14 protein-coding genes are annotated in these 17170 nt (G+C 72.5%); 11 read left to right on the top strand and 3 right to left on the bottom strand.

Translation table 11 applies throughout. From position 1 onward, the window contains the following. Window positions 1-107: 107 nt before the first annotated feature. Window positions 108-920: a TetR family transcriptional regulator gene (locus AB0H21_RS30200; RefSeq protein WP_358523269.1), complete on the top strand. Its 813-nt coding sequence runs from the start codon at window positions 108-110 to the stop codon at window positions 918-920. A 312-nt stretch (window positions 921-1232) separates the two neighbouring features. Further along, window positions 1233-2219: a radical SAM protein gene (locus AB0H21_RS30195; protein WP_358523266.1), complete on the top strand. Its 987-nt coding sequence runs from the start codon at window positions 1233-1235 to the stop codon at window positions 2217-2219. 192 nt (window positions 2220-2411) lie between these two features. Here the strand turns inward: AB0H21_RS30195 and AB0H21_RS30190 are convergent, their stop codons facing one another. From AB0H21_RS30190 to AB0H21_RS30180, 3 genes are read right to left on the bottom strand one after another with little or no spacing between them, the layout of a single operon-like run. Further along, complete coding sequence (locus AB0H21_RS30190) at window positions 2412-3857, bottom strand: NAD(P)/FAD-dependent oxidoreductase (protein ID WP_358523263.1); 1446 nt, start codon at window positions 3855-3857, stop codon at window positions 2412-2414. Beyond that, the gene (locus tag AB0H21_RS30185) at window positions 3854-4123 is read right to left on the bottom strand and encodes a (2Fe-2S)-binding protein (protein WP_358523260.1); all 270 of its coding nucleotides are present in this window, start codon (window positions 4121-4123) and stop codon (window positions 3854-3856) included. The genes AB0H21_RS30190 and AB0H21_RS30185 overlap by 4 nt, the downstream gene beginning before the upstream one ends. Next, window positions 4120-5286, bottom strand: coding sequence for an FAD-binding oxidoreductase (locus AB0H21_RS30180; protein ID WP_358523257.1), 1167 nt, complete (start codon window positions 5284-5286; stop codon window positions 4120-4122). Before AB0H21_RS30180 ends, AB0H21_RS30185 begins: the two co-directional genes overlap by 4 nt. 190 nt (window positions 5287-5476) lie before the next feature. Here AB0H21_RS30180 and AB0H21_RS30175 point away from each other — a divergent pair, with 190 nt between their 5' ends. The 9 genes from AB0H21_RS30175 to AB0H21_RS30135 all read left to right on the top strand — a co-directional run bounded on the left by AB0H21_RS30175 (window position 5477) and on the right by AB0H21_RS30135 (window position 17057). Then, window positions 5477-6547 (top strand): sugar ABC transporter substrate-binding protein, encoded by a 1071-nt coding sequence (locus tag AB0H21_RS30175; protein WP_358523255.1) that lies wholly within the window; start codon window positions 5477-5479, stop codon window positions 6545-6547. Window positions 6548-6571: 24 nt separating this feature from the next. Continuing rightward, window positions 6572-8143 carry a sugar ABC transporter ATP-binding protein gene (locus AB0H21_RS30170; RefSeq protein ID WP_358523252.1) on the top strand — a complete coding sequence of 524 codons (1572 nt, stop codon included), beginning with the start codon at window positions 6572-6574 and terminating at the stop codon, window positions 8141-8143. Continuing rightward, the gene (locus tag AB0H21_RS30165) at window positions 8140-9150 is read left to right on the top strand and encodes an ABC transporter permease (protein WP_358523249.1); all 1011 of its coding nucleotides are present in this window, start codon (window positions 8140-8142) and stop codon (window positions 9148-9150) included. Before AB0H21_RS30170 ends, AB0H21_RS30165 begins: the two co-directional genes overlap by 4 nt. A 59-nt stretch (window positions 9151-9209) precedes the next feature. Then, on the top strand, window positions 9210-10106 hold the full coding sequence (locus AB0H21_RS30160; RefSeq protein ID WP_358523246.1) for a dihydrodipicolinate synthase family protein: 897 nt from the start codon (window positions 9210-9212) through the stop codon (window positions 10104-10106). Between the two features lie 101 nt (window positions 10107-10207). Then, window positions 10208-10891 carry a GntR family transcriptional regulator gene (locus tag AB0H21_RS30155; RefSeq protein WP_358523244.1) on the top strand — a complete coding sequence of 228 codons (684 nt, stop codon included), beginning with the start codon at window positions 10208-10210 and terminating at the stop codon, window positions 10889-10891. Between the two features lie 212 nt (window positions 10892-11103). Further along, complete coding sequence (locus AB0H21_RS30150) at window positions 11104-11982, top strand: LLM class flavin-dependent oxidoreductase (protein ID WP_358523241.1); 879 nt, start codon at window positions 11104-11106, stop codon at window positions 11980-11982. 82 nt (window positions 11983-12064) lie between these two features. After that, window positions 12065-14140 (top strand): hydantoinase/oxoprolinase family protein, encoded by a 2076-nt coding sequence (locus AB0H21_RS30145; protein ID WP_358523238.1) that lies wholly within the window; start codon window positions 12065-12067, stop codon window positions 14138-14140. After that, the gene (locus AB0H21_RS30140) at window positions 14137-15858 is read left to right on the top strand and encodes a hydantoinase B/oxoprolinase family protein (RefSeq protein WP_358523235.1); all 1722 of its coding nucleotides are present in this window, start codon (window positions 14137-14139) and stop codon (window positions 15856-15858) included. The genes AB0H21_RS30145 and AB0H21_RS30140 overlap by 4 nt, the downstream gene beginning before the upstream one ends. After that, entirely contained in the window at window positions 15855-17057 is a 1203-nt protein-coding gene (locus AB0H21_RS30135; protein ID WP_358523232.1) for an amidohydrolase family protein, read from the top strand. The genes AB0H21_RS30140 and AB0H21_RS30135 overlap by 4 nt, the downstream gene beginning before the upstream one ends. Window positions 17058-17170 lie beyond the last annotated feature (113 nt).

Genomic DNA, 17170 nt, shown 5'->3' with positions numbered 1-17170 from the left:
CCGGCCGGTCCTTCGGGCCGCCGGCCGTCCCGCCGGTGATCCTGGCGGGCGTCCGGGGCGCGGGCCGTGGGCGTGAAGGTTCGGTACGCGATCCGTGGAGGGCGGCGATGACCGGCGAGAAGCGCGCATCCGAGCCTGACGACGGCCCGGAGCCTTCGGGGGCGGCGGCGCGCCCGGCCCAGGAGCGGGGACGGCGCCGGCGCGCGGCACTGCTGGCGGCGGCGGTGGGCCTGCTGGAAGAGGGCGGGTTCACCGCGGTCACCCATCGGGCGGTGGCCGGCCGTGCGGGGCTGCCGCTCGCCGCGACCACCTACTACTTCACCTCGCGCGACCAGCTCGTGTCCGAGGCCTTCGCCCTGCTGGTGGCCCGCGAACTGGAGGAGATGCGCCTGCGCCTGAACGCGGGGACGGCGGGCCGCCCGCGCGACCCCGAGACCCTGGCGGCGGCTCTGGCCATGGCGATGGGCCCGGGGCCTGGCCCGGCGGCCGCCGCGGGCTCCGCCCCGGAATCGGGCACGCAGCCCGCCTCGAGGGCCGGCCCACCGCTTCACGAGGAAACAGGCACGAAAACGACCGGCGCGGGCACGGAAACGCGGGCGCGGGCGGGTGTGCGGGGGGACGGCGAGGGCGACCGGCTGCGCCAGCTCGGCCTGTGGGAGCTGTACCTGCAGGCGGGCCGCGACCCGGCGTTGCAGGCGATCGCGAGGGACTGGACCGACGGGTGCGACGCGATGGTGACCCAGGTCCTGGACCGCGCCGGGTACCCCTGCGGGCGCGTGCCCGCCCGCATGATCGGCATGCTGATGGCCGGTCTGTGGATGGAGTACGCGGTGGAGGGCCGCCCCGAAGCCGCCCGGGAGGCCCACGAGATCCTCGTCCGGGCCCTGCGCACGCTGTCCCCGCCCGGGCACAGCGGCTGAGTCCATCGCGTCACCGGCGCCCACCGGCACGCCGGTCCCCCGGCGATGCCGCTCAGGCGCCCGGCAAGACATGGGTGAGCAGGACGAACGTCGCTGCGGCCACCGGCGTCCGGGGCGGACCTCCACGGGCGGCCGCAGGGCGGGGGGCGAGCGGGCGCAGCGGACGAGGGATCTCCGGGCGGCCGCGCGGCGAGGGCTTCACGCAGGCCGGTGGGCGGCACGGGGAGTCCGGTCGAGGCCGTACCCGTGTGCCCGGTGCGGCATGGCGCGTTCGCTTGCCACGGGTATCGAATGCGTGTTCCACTATCAGTCATGCGTTTCGACGCCCTTCCCCTTGTCGAGAGCACCCCCGCGACCCGGCCGCGCATCGAGCGGCGGGCGGTCCGCCGGGCCTCGGGTGCCACGACCTTCTACGAGGTGCCGTCGCGCACGATCATCGACCGGGTCCCCGAGGCCGTGGGCCTCGGGGTGTCCTGGGCGGTCAGCCCCTACCGCGGCTGCGCGCACGCGTGCCTGTACTGCGCGGCCCGCGGCGGTCACCGCCAGCTCGGCCTGGACGGCGAGCGCGACTTCGGCTCGGCGATCGTGGTGAAGACCGACGCGGCCAGGCGGCTGCGGGCCGAGCTGGCCGCGCCGCGCTGGAAGGGCGAGCCGGTGGGCGTCGGCTTCAGCGGCGACTGTTACCAGGAGGCCGAGCAGGTCTACCGGCTGATGCCGGGCATCATCGCGGCCTTGCGCGACGCCGGGAACCCCTTCCGCGTGATGACCAAGAGCGCGCTGGTGCTGCGGGACGCCGATCTGCTGGCCGAGGCCGCCGAGGTGGCCGAGGTCGAGGCGCGGGTCTCGATCGGCTTCGTGGACGACCGGCTGCGCCGCGCCGTCGAGCCCGGCGCGCCCAGCGCGCAGAAACGCCTGGAGCTGTGCGCGGAGCTGGGCGAGCGCGGGGTGCCGTGCGGGGTGCTGATGGGCCCCGTCCTGCCCTGCCTGACCGACTCCGAGGACCAGCTGCGGGCGGTGGTGCGCCGCGTGGCCGAGGCCGGCGCGGTGAGCATCACGCCGATGGTGCTGCAGCTGCCGCCCGGGGCCCGGGAGTGGTACCTGCGCTGGCTGGCCGAGGAGCACCCCCGGCTGCTGCCGCGCTACGAGGAGCTGTACGCCGAGGGGCCGCTCGCCGGCGAGGACTACCGGCGGCGCGTCGTCGCCCGGGTGGATGAGCTGGCCCGCCTGTACGGCATCGGCGCCCGGCGCGCCCCCTGGCAGGCCCGCCGCTCCGCCGACCACCAGCTCGCCCTGCTGTAGACGGCTGTAGACGGCGCCTTGGGACGCGCCGCCCTGCCCGCCGGCCCTCGGGTACACCGATCCGTGCGCGACTTCAGGAGCGAGACCGGCACGTATCGGCGCCGTGGCGTAGTTCGTCGATGAGGAGCGCGACCATGCGCCGGCTGTAGGCGACTTCCCTCGTCTCCCACCGGCAGGCACGGATTGGCGGCATCACGGCTCGGGTGGGGTCGCCAGGAGGCCGAGCGGGATGGGGGCGGCGATCGGCCGCTCGGCGAAGGCCCGCAGGTCCGTCTCGCCGACGGGCCGCCGGCCGGCCCGCGCGGTCATGCACGCGGTGGCGAAGCCGCATACGCGGCCCTGGCACCAGCCCATGCCGGGGCGGGCGAGCAGCTTGACGGTGCGCGGCTCGGTCGCCCCCAGCTCCGTGACGGCATGCCGGATGGCGCCGGCGGTCACCTCCTCGCAGCGGCAGACGATCGTCTCGTCGTCGCACCCGTCGATCAGCGTCTCGGGGACCGGGTAGACCTGGTGCATGGCCGCGGCGAACGCGCGCAGGGCGGCGCGGCGCTTGCGCAGCGCCCCGACGGGCCGACGGGGCGCCGCGGCGAGTGACGCGGCGGCGGCGTGCCCGGCGAGCTCGCCCTCGATGAAGGCGAGGTCGGCGCCGCCGACGCCCGTCGACTCGCCGGCCGCCCACACTCCCTCCACGGTGGTCCGCTGGTCGTCGTCGACCCGCACCACCAGGCTGGAGTCCACATCGACCCGGGTGGCGCAGCCGAGCTGGAGGTGCAGTTCGAGCTGCGGGGTGAATCCCCAGCCGACGGCGAGCACGTCGCAGGGGATGACCCGCTCGGTGCCCGTGAGCACCCGCCCGTCCCCGCCCATCTTGGCGACGCGCACGCCCTCCAGCCGGTCGCGTCCGAAGGCGCCGATCACCACGTGCCGGTGCCGTACCGGGATGCGGTGGCGCAGCAGGGCGGCGGCGTATTCGGCGGCCTCGCCGGCCTTGCGCGACGCGCCGAGCACCGCCCGGGGGAAGCGGGCGAAGGCCAGCGGCGAGTTCGCCTCGGCGACGGCCGCGACCCGCGCGCCGTAGCGTGCCAGGCCGACGGCCACGGGCAGCAGGAACGGGCCGGTCCCGGCGACGACCGCGGTCGCGCCCGCGACGACGAGCTGGCCTTTGAGCAGCGCCTGTGCCCCGCCTGCCGTCATCACGCCCGGCAGGTCCCAGCCGGGGAACGGCAGCTGCCTGTCGTAGGCCCCGGTGGCCAGGACCAGCCGCCGCGCCCTGATCACGACGTCCCGGCGGGCGTCGCCGCGGCGGGGCTCGGCGCCGGCCGCGCAGTGCGCCGACCACAGGTCTTCGGTCCGCTCGACGGACCAGACGTGATGCTCGGCGAGACGGGTCACTCGCCCCGCCGCGGCCAGTTCGTCCAGCCTGGCGTCGGCCGAGGTGAAGCGGTGCCATGCGTGGTGCAGGGTGTGCGGCCGGAACGCGCCCGCGCCGGGGGCGGGCGAGCGCCAGTACTGCCCGCCGGGGCGCACTCCCGCGTCGGCGATCGCCACGGTGACCCCGGACTCCGCGGCCGCCAGCGCCGCCGCGAGGCCGGCCGGGCCGGCGCCGACGACCGCGACATCGTAGACAGGGGATTTCATCGGCCGGTTCCTTCCTGCGTGCGCACGTCGTCGCCGGGGCGGGCGGGGGTGAGGCACGCCCGCAGTGAGGGCTGCCCGTCCACGGTCACAAGACAGTCGAAGCAGACGCCGATGCCGCAGAACAGGCCGCGTGGCCGCTGCCGGTGCCGGGTCGTCCGCCATGACCGGATCCCGGCCGCGGTCAGTGCCGCGCCGATGGTCCAGCCGTCCCTGCACGGGATCGGCTCGCCGTCGAAGTAGATCTCGAACTGGGGCGGAGTGGTCACGCGGCGGCCTCCGTGCCGAATCTGTCCGGGCGGAACGGGCGGGTGTCGATGTCGGGCGTGCCGCCGGTCAGCGCCTGGGTGACCAGGCGGGCGGTGCCGAGGGACAGGCCGATTCCCGCGCCCTCGTGCCCGCAGGCGTGGTGCAGGCCGGGGGCCCGGGGGTCGGGCCCGATCACCGGGAGGTGGTCGGGGCAGTAGGGCCGGAAGCCGCGGTAGGCGCGCAGTACCGCGACGCCGTCGAGCACGGGGAACAGCCGCAGGGCTCCGGCGGCGAGCAGCCTGAGCGCGGGCAGGGAGAACGCGCGGTCGAAGCCGACGCGTTCCCTGCTGGCGCCGATGAGCACGGTGCCCGCCTTGGTGCCCTCGACGACGGCCGATGTCTGCAGGGCCGCGGAGTCGCTGGCCACGTCGGCGATGTAGTCCGCGAAGTACACCTTGCGCCGGATCATCGGCGGCAGGGGCTCGGTGACCAGGACGAACCCGCGCCGTGGTGCGACGGGAACCGGCACCCCGGCCAGGGCGGCGAGCTCGCCCGCCCAGGTTCCCGTCGCGTTGAGCACGGCGCCGGCCGGGATCTTGCGGCGGGGTGTGCGTACGCCCGTGACGCGTTCGCCGTCGCGCAGGAACCCGGTCACCGGCTCGTGCGGCAGCACGGTGGCGCCGGACGCGCGCGCCATCCTGAGCAGGTGCGCGGCGGCGAGCATCGGCTGGACCTGCATGTCCTGGGGGTACAGGTAGCCGCCGGCGAGGTCGTGGGCCAGGTGCGGCTCGTGGTCGTGCAGCCGCCTCGCCGGTACGGCGACGGCCTCGACGCCGAGTGACCGCTGCTCGGCCGCCAGCCGGTCGAGCCCGTCCAAGGACGCCTGACGGGAGGCGACCACGAGCCCGCCCTTGTGCTCGAGTTCGACCGCGGCGGCGAAGGTCTCACCGTCCAGTGGCAGGCCGGCGAGCTCGCGCCACTCGCGGTTGGACAGCAGGGCCAGGTCGAGTTCCGGTCCGGGTTCCTTGTCGGAGACGAGGATGTTGCCCTCGCCCGCTCCTGTGGTGCCGCCGGCGATCGGCCCGCGGTCCACGACGGTCACCGACAGGCCCTCGCGGGCGGCATAGTACGCGCAGGCCGCTCCCACGATTCCGGCGCCGGCGACGACGAGGTCCGCGCTCACGCCCGCCCCGCCTGGGGAGATGCCGGGTGATGAGGTGAAGCGTTCATGAACCTGCTCCTGCTGTTACTCGACTGGCCGGAGTCGTTGACGGGGCAGTTGTAGTGTGACATTGTACTGCGCACTCGGTCGAGGGGACCCGAGAAAACAATCCGCGATCCACCGAGATCGTCGACATCTCCACCCTTGCGAGGTGCCTGTGCCAGGAACCCCACTTCTCCGCATCCGCGCCGCCGCCGTCGCGGCGGCCGCGCTGACCCTTTCCCTGTCGGCCTGCAGCTCCGACGTCACCGCCTCGCAGGAGGCCGGCCCGAGCGCCGGCGGCCAGGCCGGGCACACCGGCCCGGTACGGATAGCGCTGCTGGCCTCCTCCAGCCAGAACGGCTTCAACAAGGCCGTCTACGACGGCGCCGTCGCGGAGGCCAAACAACTCGGCGACGTCGAGGTGACCATCTTCGACGGCAAGTTCGACAGCCAGACCCAGTTCAACCAGCTACAGAACGTGGCGAGCCAGAACAAGTTCGACGGCATCGTCATCGTGCCCAACGACAACGTCGGCATCGCGGCGGCGGTCCCCGCGGCGGCCCAGGCGAAGATCCCGGTCGTCACGGTGCTGTTCCCCATCGGTCCCGACCTGACCAAGCTGACCCCCCAGGTGCCCGGCATCGTGTCCACCGTCGCCTCGGACGCGGAGGCCGACGCCAAGGCCCAGGCCGAGGACGTGGTCAAGTACTGCGAGGGCAAGAGCCCCTGCAAGGTCGCGCTCCTGATCGGCCAGCTGCAGTTCCCGTTCGACAACCTGCGGTACAAGGCCTACCGGTCGGTCCTCGACCAGCACGCCAACATCAAGGTCGTCGCGACCGGCCAGGGCAACTACGACCGCGACACCTCGCTCAAGGCGATGCAGAACATCCTGCAGGCGAACCCGAAGCTCGACGTCGTGCTGTCGAACGCCGACCAGCAGACCACCGGCGCGCAGATCGCGCTGGAGAGCGCCGGGATCGACCTGTCGAAGATGTACGTCTCCGGCGGCGGCGGCAACATCGAGGCCATCAAGCAGGTACGGGCGGGCAAGTGGGCCGCCGACCTGGTGAACTTCCCGGTCAGCATGGGCAAGGTCGCGCTCGAGCAGGTGGTGAACGCGGTCAAGGGCAAGCCGGTGACCGAGGTCGTCGACGCCGACAAGCTCGGCGACGTGCCGCTCATCGTCAACAAGGAGATCCTCGACCAGCACCCCGACTTCACCGGCGAATGGTCCGACTGATCCGGCATGGAAGGAGGTGAGGGCGTGGCCGCGGCACGGCATGCGGGAGACGTCCAGTTCGCGGAACCGGCGGTCTCCGTACGGAATCTCTCCAAGCGGTTCGGGTCCACGCAGGCCCTGAGCGCGGTCACGCTGTCGATCGCCAGGGGCGAGGTGCACGGCCTGGTCGGCGAGAACGGCGCGGGCAAGTCGACCCTGGGCAAGGTGATCGGCGGCCTCTACCACCCCGACGACGGCGAGCTGGAGGTGTTCGGCGGACGGGTGCGGCGCTGGGACGTCCGGCGCGCCCAGGACGCCGGCGTCGTCATCATCGCGCAGGAGCTGTCCCTGGTACCCGCGCTCACCGTCGCGCAGAACGTCTTCCTCGGACGTGAGAGACGGACGCTCGGCGTGCTCCACCCGGGGCTGGAACGGCGCTACCAGGAGCTCGAGCGGGTGTGCGGGTTCGGACTGCCACCCGACGTGCCCGTCGACAGTCTGCCGATCGCCGACCAGCAGAAGGTCGAGATCATGCGCGCGCTCGCCCGCGACGCCAAGGTCATCGTGATGGACGAGCCCACCTCGTCCCTCACCGCCGACGAGGCGGCCCGGCTGCACGACATCATCGCCCGGCTGAGGTCGCGCGGCACCACGATCGTCTACGTCACCCACTTCCTGGAGGACGTGCTCGAGCACTGCGACCGCGTCACCGTGATGCGCGACGGCCAGGTCATCCGCACGGCGGACACGGCGAGCGAGACCAAGGCGAGCCTCGTCGAGGCCATGCTCGGAGAGCCCGCCGACGTGCTGCTGCCCGAACGGCCGCCGGCCCCCGGCCCGGACACCGAGCCCCTGGCCGAGATGCGCGACGTGCACAGCGGAGATCGGGTGCGCGGCGTGTCGCTGACGGTCAGGCCCGGTGAGATCGTCGGTCTCGCCGGGCTGGTCGGCAGCGGCAGGACCGAGATCGCCAGGGTGCTGTTCGGCTGCGAACCCGCCGACTCGGGACGCATCGTGTTCCGGGGCGCCGAGGTACGCGGGGCATCGGCCAGAGGCTCGATCGAGCGCGGCATGGCGATGATCCCGGAGGACCGGCGGGCGCAGGGTCTGGTCCTGGCGCGGCCCGCGCTCGAGAACGTGACCCTGCCCCACCTGCGGCGGTTCTCCAAGGCCGGGGTGCTCGCCCGCCGCGCCGAGCGCGGCGCGGTCGAGGAGCTCATCGAACAGCTCGGGGTGCGCCCGCGCCAGGTCGACGGCGACGTCTCGGTCTACTCGGGCGGCAACCAGCAGAAGGTGCTGTTCGCCAAATGGCTGCTCGGCCGGCCCGAGCTGCTGATCCTCGACGAGCCGACGCGCGGCGTCGACGTCGGCGCCAAGGCCCGCATCTACCAGCTCATCGTCGGCATCGCCCGCTCCGGTACGGGCGTCCTGCTCATCTCCTCGGAACTGCAGGAGGTGGTGGGGCTGAGCCACCGCGTCTACCTGGTGCGGCAGGGCTCACTGATCGGCGAGATGGCGTCCGCCGACACCTCGGTGGACGTCGTGCTCCAGCGGTTGTTCGGCGTCGGCGACACCCCCACGACCAGCACACCTTCCGGGAACGGGGAGGACGTATGAACAGCATGTCGGCCAAGCAGGACACGCGGGGCGCCGCGGGGGGTCACGCCGCGTCCCCGACGGCGGGGTCGTGGGCCGCCGGAACGCTGCCCTTCATCCGCAGGAACGCGGTCCTGATCCTGCTCGTGGCCCTGTTCGTGACGCTCAGCGTGTCGACCTCGTCGTTCCTGACCGTCACCAACGTGATCAACATTCTCAACCAGAACACCCCGCTGGCGATCATCGCCTGCGCGGGCACCCTGGTCGTCATCTGCGGCGGCTTCGACCTGTCGACCGGCGCCATCTTCAGCGTCGCGGGGGTCGTCGCGGCGTGGGTCGCGGCCAACCTGGGCAGCCCGCTGCTCGGCCTGCTGTCCGCGCCCGTCGTCGGCGCGGTCCTCGGCCTGGTCAACGGGGTGGCGATCACCCGGCTCAGGATCCACTCGTTCCTGGCGACGCTGGCCTCGAGCCTCGTCTACGGCGGCCTGGCCGTGCTCATCACCGGAGGCTTCCTGATCAGCGTCGGCGACGTCTCCTTCACCGCGCTCGGCCGGGGCGGCGTCGGCCCCATCTACTACGCCGTCATCATCTTCGCCGTGTTCGCGCTGGTCTCGGGGTTCCTGCTGAACTACACGACCTTCGGCAGGTACGTGCTGTCGGTCGGCGGCAACTCGGAAGCGGCCGAGCTGTCCGGCATCCGGGTCGACCGGATCAAGCTGTACACCTTCCTCTACAGCGGGCTGGCGGCCGGGATCGCCGCGGCCATCGGCGTGTCCCGCATCGGCTCCGGCCAGCCCCAGGCGGGAAGCGGGCTGCAACTGCTCGCCATCGCCGCGGTCATCCTCGGCGGCACCAGCATCTACGGCGGCATAGGCGCGATCTGGCGATCCGTCTGCGGCGTCTACCTGCTGGCCCTCATCGACAACGGGTTCGACATCCTCAACGCCAACCCGTTCTTCAAAGATCTGACGACCGGTGTCGTCATCCTCGCCGCCGTGGCCCTGAGCGCGGCGAAGAAGGGCAGATGAACCGGGAACGGCCCCCGGCCCCCGGATCGAGCCTTTCGCAATCAACGACGGGAGCGACTATGCAAGCGCGACAGAAGCCCTGGCACGGCGTGCTGGTGGCCACGGCGCTACCGATGGACGAGCGGCTCGAGGTCGACCTCGACCGTTACGCCGAGCACGTACGGTGGCTCGCCGCCGAGGGATGCGACGGCGTGACACCGAACGGGTCACTCGGGGAGTACCAGACCCTGAGCGACGACGAACGCCGGGCGGTCGTCCGCGTGGCCCTCGACGCCGCCCCCGACGGTTTCACCGTGATGCCGGGCGTCGCCGCGTACGGCGCGTTCGAGGCGCGGCGGTGGGCCGAGGAGGCGGCCGAGGCCGGCTGCCCCGCAGTGATGCTGCTGCCGCCCAACGCCTACCGGGCCGACGAGCGCGCCGTCGTCGGCCATTACCGGGAGGTCGCCAAGGCCGGCGTTCCCGTCGTCGCCTACAACAACCCCATCGACACCAAGGTCGACCTCAGCCCCGCCCTGCTGGCCCACCTGCACGCCGAGGGGCTGATCGTGGGGGTCAAGGAGTTCTCCGGGGACGTCCGGCGCATCTACCAGATCGCCGAGCTCGCCCCGGGACTCGACGTCCTGGCCGGCTCCGACGACGTCACCCTGGAAATGGTGATCGCCGGCTCGCCCGGGTGGATCTCCGGATACCCCAACGCGCTGCCGCGCTCCTGCGTGGAGCTGTTCAACGCGGCCGCGGCCGGCGACCTGGCCACGGCGCTCCCGCTGTACCGGACGCTGCACCCCCTGCTGCGCTGGGACTCCAAGGTCGAGTTCGTGCAGGCCATCAAGCTGTCGATGGACATCGCCGGCCGGTACGGCGGGCCGTGCAGGCCCCCGCGCCCGCCCCTCACCGAGGAGCAGCATCAGGCCGTACGGGAGGCCACCGAGAAAGCGGTGGCGGCGGGATGCAGATAACGCCATGCGCGTACCGGAATCCATGCCGCCGCCAGGCGTGATCGCTCCCATAATGTCGGCAGAGCCCGGGGAATTCTCGTGCCGGTCGAGGAAGGTGCGCCATGGCGGAGTCGTTGGAGTTGCCGACCCTGCGCGTGCAGCGCAGCGTGCGCGCGCAGGTCGCGCAGGCACTGCGCGCGGCGCTCGTGGCCGGTCAGATGCGACCCGGCGAGATCTACTCCGCGCCGACCCTCGCCGCTCAGCTCGGCGTGTCGGCCACACCGGTACGGGAGGCGATGCTCGACCTGGTCAAGGAGGGCCTCGTCGAGACGGTGCGCAACAAGGGCTTCCGGGCGACCGAGCTGTCCGAGAAGGAGCTCGACCATCTCACCGAGATACGGCAGCTCCTCGAGGTGCCGACGACCGTGAAGGTGATCGGCGTCGCCACCGAGGAGGACCTGGCCAGGCTGCGGCCGATGGCCCAGCGCATCGTCGACGCGGCACGGAAGATGGACCTGATCGCCTACATCGAGCACGACCGGGACTTCCATCTGGAGCTTCTGTCGCTGACGGGCAACACCGAGCTGGTGTCGCTGGTGGGCGAGCTACGGGCCCGCGCCCGGCTGTTCGGGCTCAAGCGGCTCGCGCAGACCGGGGAGCTGCACACCTCGGCCCTGGAGCACATGCGGATGCTCGACCTCATCGCGGCGGTCGACCGGCATGGCCTGGAACGGCTGATGGAGGCGCACATCGGTCACGTGCGCGGCAAGTGGGCGGGCAGGGAGGAACGGCCCCCGGGCGCCTGACCGCGCTCCTCGTCGCCTCCCATCCGGTGGCCGGTCGAACACCGGCCGGCGGGCCGTCATGCCGGCGTGCTCCGGTATCCGGCGGGCACACGCGCTCGGGCACTGCTTGTATCCGGCGCGCGCCGCGGCGCCGTGTGTCGCTGCGCCATGAGTCGAGGCGCCGTGTGTCGCGACCGGTCGCCTATTCGCCCCCATCGAACGGAGGAAGCCCGTTGCTCGCCCTGTCGGCTCTCGTCCTTCCCGACCGCGATCCACCCGCCGCCTTCGTCGCCGACGTCCAGAACGCCGAGGCCGCGGGCGTGCGCACGGTATGGACCTACGACCACCTGACCTGGCCGGCGCTCAGGGAACGGCCCTGGTACGCCGCCGTACCCATGCTGGCCGCGGCGGCGGCCGCCACCGGCCGCGTGCGGTTGGGCACCCAGGTGGCGACTCCGAACTACCGGCATCCGGTCACCTTCGCCAAGGACATCATGACGCTCGACCGGATCAGCGGCGGCCGGCTCGACATCGGCGTCGGCGCGGGCAGCGAGGGCCCGGACGCCCTCGTCCTCGGCGACCCGCCGCGCGACCGCGGCGAACGCGCCGAGCGGTTCGCCGAGTGGCTCGGCCTGCTCGACCATCTGCTCACCCACCGGGTGACCACTGTCAAGGGGACGTGGTTCAGCGCCGTCGACGCCCACCAGATCCCCGGCTGCGTCCAGCGGCCCCGCGTGCCGCTGACCGTGGCCGCCGCCGGCCCGCGCGCCCTGCGCCTGGCCGCGCGTTTCGGCCAGGCCTGGGTCACCTACGGCCCCTACCGGCAGCAGGACGACCCCGAATCCTGGTTTCAGGCCGTCGGCGAGCAGAGCGCGGCGCTGACCCGGGAACTCCAGGCCGCCGGCAGAGCGGCGACATCCGTGCGGCGCGTAGCCCAGATCGCTCTCGATGTGCGATGGCCGTTCGAGAGCGCAGGCAGGTACGCCGATTTCCTCGGCCGCCTGTCGGCGATGGGATTCGACGAGGTCACCGTGCACTGGCCGCGTGGCGACGACGGGCGCGGGCTGCCGGCCGAGAGCCTCGGGGCGGTTCTCGCCGCACACGGGCTGTGACCCCTGGCCGGTGGCCGTTGACCGCCACTCCCCCACCCCCCGCCCCACTTCGTACTCCCAGACAGGAAGGCTTGAAAGCACGATGAGCACAACGAGCAGGCTGGCGATCGACGTCGGAGGGACGTTCACGGACGTGGTCGAACTGCTCCCCGACACCGGCGAGCTGCGCTTCGACAAGGTCCCCACCACGCCGGACGCCCCGACCCGTGGTGTCATCAACGCCTTCGGCGTGGCGCGGGCGGCCATGCCGGAGATCGGGATGTTCACCCACGGCACGACTCTGGGGCTCAACGCCCTGCTCACGCGCACCGGGGCGCGGACGGCGGTCATCGGCACCAAGGGCTTCCGCGACGTCTACCTGCTCGGCCGTACCGACCGCCGCACCAACTACGACATCACCTACCGCAAACCGGCGGCGCTGCTCGAGCGGTACGACACCTACGAGGTGACCGAGCGCGTCCGGTTCGACGGCACGGTGCACACGCCGTTCGACGTCGAGGACGCGCGTCGCGTCGCGGCGCTCATCGCCGCGCGCGGCTACCAGTCGGTCGCGGTGGCCTTCCTGCACTCCTACGCCGCCCCGGAGCACGAACTGCGGATGCGCGAGGTGCTCGAGGAGACGGCGCCCGGCGTGGCCGTCACGCTGTCGCACGAGCTTTCCCGGGAGTACCGCGAGTACGAGCGCACGAGCACGGCCGTCCTGGACGCCTACGTCAAGCCGATCGTCCACCGCTACCTGCGGAGCCTCGAGGGAGAACTCGCCGCGGGCGGATTCCACGGCCGCTTCCTCATGACCAGGTCCGGCGGGGGCGCGATGACCGCACTGGCGGCCCGCGAGCAGCCCGTCAGCCTGATCCTGTCCGGGCCCGCCGGCGGCGTGATCGGCGCGGCCGCGCTGTCGCGGCTCCTGGACCGGCCGAACCTCATCACGATCGACATGGGCGGGACCAGCCTCGACGCGTCCCTGATCCTCGACTCCGAGCCCGTCCTGTACCAGGGCGCGGAGTTCGAGCAGATGCCCATCAACACCCCGTCGCTGTACATCCACACCATCGGCGCGGGTGGCGGCTCGATCGCCTGGCTGGACGAGGCGGGCGCCCTGCAGGTCGGACCGCAGAGCGCCGGGGCCGCGCCCGGGCCGGCGTCGTACGGCAGGGGCGGCACCGCGCCCACGTTCACCGACGCCGCGCTGGCCATCGGCTACCTGGGCGGCGAGACCCCGCTCGGTGGCAGGCTGACCCTGGACGCCTCCCTCGCCGACAAGGCGCTGCAGCCGGTCGCCGCCGCGCTCGGAATGAGCGTCCAAGGGCTCGCCCGCGGCATCATCCGCATCTCCAACACCAAGATCATGGGCGCCGTCCGCGCCATCACCGTCGAACTCGGCCGAGACCCCAAGGACTTCGCCCTGCTGTCATTCGGCGGGGGCGGCGGCCTGGTCGCCGTCGACGTGGCGCGCGACCTCGGCATCCCCACCGTCATCGTGCCGCCCGGCCAGGGAGCCTTCTCGGCCTTCGGGATGCTGATGGCCGACGTGCAGCACGACTTCGCCCGCACCCTGGTGTCGCCGCTGGCCGGGCTCGATCCCGCGGCCGTGGACGCGTCGTACCGCGAGATGGAGGCCGAGGCGCAGGCGCTGCTGTCGGAGGAGGGGTTCGGCGAGGGGAGCCGGACGATGGTCCGCAGCCTCGACGTGCGCTACGCGGGCCAGGAGCACTCGGTCACCGTGCCGTTCCCCGCCGACGCCGACGCCGCCGACATGGCCGGGGCGGTGGAGACGAGCTTCGCCCGGCTGCACGAGCGGCAGTACGGCCACGTCATGGACGACCCGATCGAGGTCACCACGCTGCGGCTGCGCGCGGTGGGCGCGGTGGACAAGCCGGCCCTCCCGCCGGTCGCCGCGCGGACGTCCGGGGAGCTGCGACCGGAGGGCGCCAGGGCCGTGTACCTGTCCGACGACCGGCCCGATGCGCCGTACGCCCTCTACACCCGCGAGGCCCTGCTCGCCGGCGACGTCATCGAAGGCCCCGCGGTGATCGCCGAGCACACCGCCACGACGGTCCTGCACGCCGGCGACGGCCTCGTGGTCGGCTCGTACGGCGAGCTGGTCATTTCCGTGAACCACCAGACCGAACCAGGAGACCGGGAGGTCATCCGATGAGCGACGCCATCACGACAGAGATCATCCGGCACGGGCTGCTCGCCGCGGCGGAGGAGATGGCCCGCAACCTGTGCCGCACGGCGTACAACACGGTCGTCTACGAGATCCACGACTACGGCATCGGCATCCACGACGTCGACGGCGACGTCGTGGCCGACGCGCCCGGCATCGCGGTCTTCACCCGGGGCAACGACCACGGGATCAAGAAGGCGATCGAGTTCCTCGGCCGCGACGCGATGCGGCCGGGCGACGTGCTCATCCTGAACTATCCGTACTGGTCGTCGGCGCACACCCTCGACCCGCTCGTGTTCGCGCCCGTGCACCACGGGGAGGAGCTCATCGGCTTCACCTCGTGCCGGATCCACGTGCTGGACCTGAAGCAGAAGGACCCGGGATATGTCCTGGACTCCACGGACATGTACCAGGAGGGGATCTTCTTCCCGGCCACCAAGCTCTACCGGGAGGGGGTGCAGAACGACGACGTCTTCAACCTGATCCGGTTCAACAGCCGGATGCCGCAGCGCACGATCGGCGACATCCAGGCGCAGGTATCGGCCTGCGTCACCGGTGTCCGCCGTACCCAGGAGATCGCGGCCAAGTACGGCCCGGAGGTCCTGCTGCAGGCCATGAACGCGATCAACGACCATGGGGAGCGGCTCGCCCGCCTGGCGCTGGCCAAGCTGCCCAGGGGGACGTGGTCGGCGCACGACTTCGTCGACAGCGACGGCGTCGACCTGGACCGGTTGATCAAGATGGCGGTGACCGTCACCATCACCGACGACGAGATGATCGTCGACTGGACCGGCAGCGACCGCGACGTGAAGGGGCCGATCAACCTGCCCCTCGGCCAGACCGAGGCGTTCTGCAGCCTCATATTCAAGGCGCTCACCACCCCGGACACGCCCGTGGTCGCCGGCAACTTCCGGCCCCTGCGGGTGGTCACCGAGCCGGGCTCGGTGATGCACGCGGTCCCGCCGATGCCCACGTTCACGCTCTGGACGGGCCTGCTCGGCGGCGAGGTCGTGCTGAAGGCGCTCGCGCAGGGCATGCCCGGCCGCGTGCCCGCCTGCTCCGGCGGCGACGTCAGCTCGATGATGGGCCTCGGCGTCAACCCCCGCAACGGCGAAACGTGGCTCGAAGCCACCAACGAGGCGGTCGGATTCGGCGCCCACGCCGGCGGCGACGGCGAGGACGGCATCATGCACCTGTCCGAGCCGGGATGCCGCAACAACCCGGTCGAGGTGCTCGAGACCAAGTCGCCGATGTTCATCGAGGCCTACGGCTACCGCCAGGACACGGGCGGGGCCGGACGCTTCCGCGGCGGGGTCGGGGTGGGACGCACCTACCGGTTCACCGCGCCGTCCACCGGCATCTGCCTCGTCTACAAGACCAAGACCAAACCCTGGGGCGTCGCCGGGGGACGGCCGGGCGAGAACAACCACATCATCCTCAACCCCGGCACCGACCGCGAGGTGACGCAGGGCGGCGGCTACAACCATCTGGACGCCGGCGAGGTGCTGGTCAACAACACCGGCGGCGGCGGAGGCTACGGCGACCCGTTCGAGCGCGAGCCCGCCCAGGTCGCCCACGACGTGCGAAACGATTTCGTGTCGGTGTCCGCCGCCGCCCGCGACTACGGCGTCGTGGTCGGCCCCGGCACCTTCGAAGTCGACCACGAGGCCACCCGGCGGCTGCGCGAGGGGCAGCGGCCGGCATGACCGCGGGCGGCCTGACCATCGTCAACGCCGTGGTCTTCGACGGCGTCTCGGGCGAGCTCGCGGAGGGCCCGATCCGCGTCAGCGACGGAATCATCGTGGAGATCGGCGGACCCCAGAGGACCGCCGGCACGGTGATCGACGCCAGAGGCGGCACGGTCGTCCCCGGTCTCATCGACGCGCACTTCCACGCCTACGGCACCGAGCTGGACCTGCTCGCGCTGGAGACCAGCCCGCTCAGCTACGTCGCGCTCGCCGGGGCCCGGCGGCTGGCCGCAGCCCTTGGACGCGGATTCACGACAGTGCGCGACGTGGCCGGGGGGGACCCCGGCCTGGCCAAGGCCATCGCCCGCGGCCTGATCGCCGCGCCGCGCTACCTGTACACCGGCCCGGCGCTCTCGCAGACGGGCGGGCACGGCGACCCCCGCCCGGGCGACCAGGACCTGTGCGCGTGCGGAGGCCACATGGCCGAGATCGTGGACGGTGTGGACGCGCTCCGCCGCGCCGTACGCGACCGCTTCCGGCGCGGCGCGCACGCCATCAAGATCATGGCTTCCGGCGGGGTGGTCTCGCTCACCGATCCGATCCGCCTCCCGCAGTACTCCCCTGAGGAGATTCGCGCGGTCTGCGACGAGGCGAGCCGCCGCGGTAGCTATGTCGCGGCGCACGCCTACTCGCCCGAGGCCATCGCCCACGCCGTGGAGAACGGCGTCCGCACGATCGAGCACGGCAACCTGCTGGACGCCCCCACGGCCGGCCTGATGGCCGGGCACGAGGCGTTCCTGGTGCCGACGCTCGTGGCCTACGACGCGATGGACAGGCGGGGAGCCGAGCTGGGTCTGGCCCCCGTGTCCCAGGAGAAGAACCGCGAGGTGCTGGACGCGGGCCGCCGGGCGATCGAGCTCGCCAGGGCCGCCGGTGTGCGGATCGGCTTCGGCAGCGACCTGATGGGCGTGCTCGAGGACGAGCAGCTCACCGGGCTCCGGCTACAGGTCGAGGTCGAGGGGCCGGTGGCGGCGCTCCGCTCCGCGACGTCTGTGAACGCCGAGATCATCGGGCGTCCCGACCTCGGTCGCGTCGAGGTCGGGGCCACCGCCGACCTGCTGATCCTCGACGGGAACCCGTTCGACGATCCGTCGGTCCTGTGGGCGGGGCCCGGGAACAGGACCGTCATCCAGAACGGACGCGTCCACGCCGGCTGACTGCGCGGGGTCGCCTGCCCGGCGACGGTGAAGATCGTGCCGTCGCCGTCGTAGCAGGACGATCCCGGCCGCCGCCACCGCCAGGGCCGCTCCGGCGGTCCAGGCGCTGTGCG

Origin of the sequence: Sphaerisporangium sp. NPDC051011 (assembly GCF_040653595.1) — a bacterium.
GTDB lineage: Bacteria > Actinomycetota > Actinomycetes > Streptosporangiales > Streptosporangiaceae > Sphaerisporangium.
This window is presented reverse-complemented; position numbering and strand designations above follow the sequence as displayed.

Coding starts and splice junctions, on each gene's coding strand:
- AB0H21_RS30160 (WP_358523246.1), top strand. CDS start 9,210: ATGCAAGCGCGACAGAAGCCCTGGCACGGCGTGCTGGTGGCCACGGCG.
- AB0H21_RS30135 (WP_358523232.1), top strand. CDS start 15,855: ATGACCGCGGGCGGCCTGACCATCGTCAACGCCGTGGTCTTCGACGGC.
- AB0H21_RS30165 (WP_358523249.1), top strand. CDS start 8,140: ATGAACAGCATGTCGGCCAAGCAGGACACGCGGGGCGCCGCGGGGGGT.
- AB0H21_RS30200 (WP_358523269.1), top strand. CDS start 108: ATGACCGGCGAGAAGCGCGCATCCGAGCCTGACGACGGCCCGGAGCCT.
- AB0H21_RS30190 (WP_358523263.1), bottom strand. CDS start 3,857: ATGAAATCCCCTGTCTACGATGTCGCGGTCGTCGGCGCCGGCCCGGCC.
- AB0H21_RS30155 (WP_358523244.1), top strand. CDS start 10,208: ATGGCGGAGTCGTTGGAGTTGCCGACCCTGCGCGTGCAGCGCAGCGTG.
- AB0H21_RS30195 (WP_358523266.1), top strand. CDS start 1,233: ATGCGTTTCGACGCCCTTCCCCTTGTCGAGAGCACCCCCGCGACCCGG.
- AB0H21_RS30140 (WP_358523235.1), top strand. CDS start 14,137: ATGAGCGACGCCATCACGACAGAGATCATCCGGCACGGGCTGCTCGCC.
- AB0H21_RS30145 (WP_358523238.1), top strand. CDS start 12,065: ATGAGCACAACGAGCAGGCTGGCGATCGACGTCGGAGGGACGTTCACG.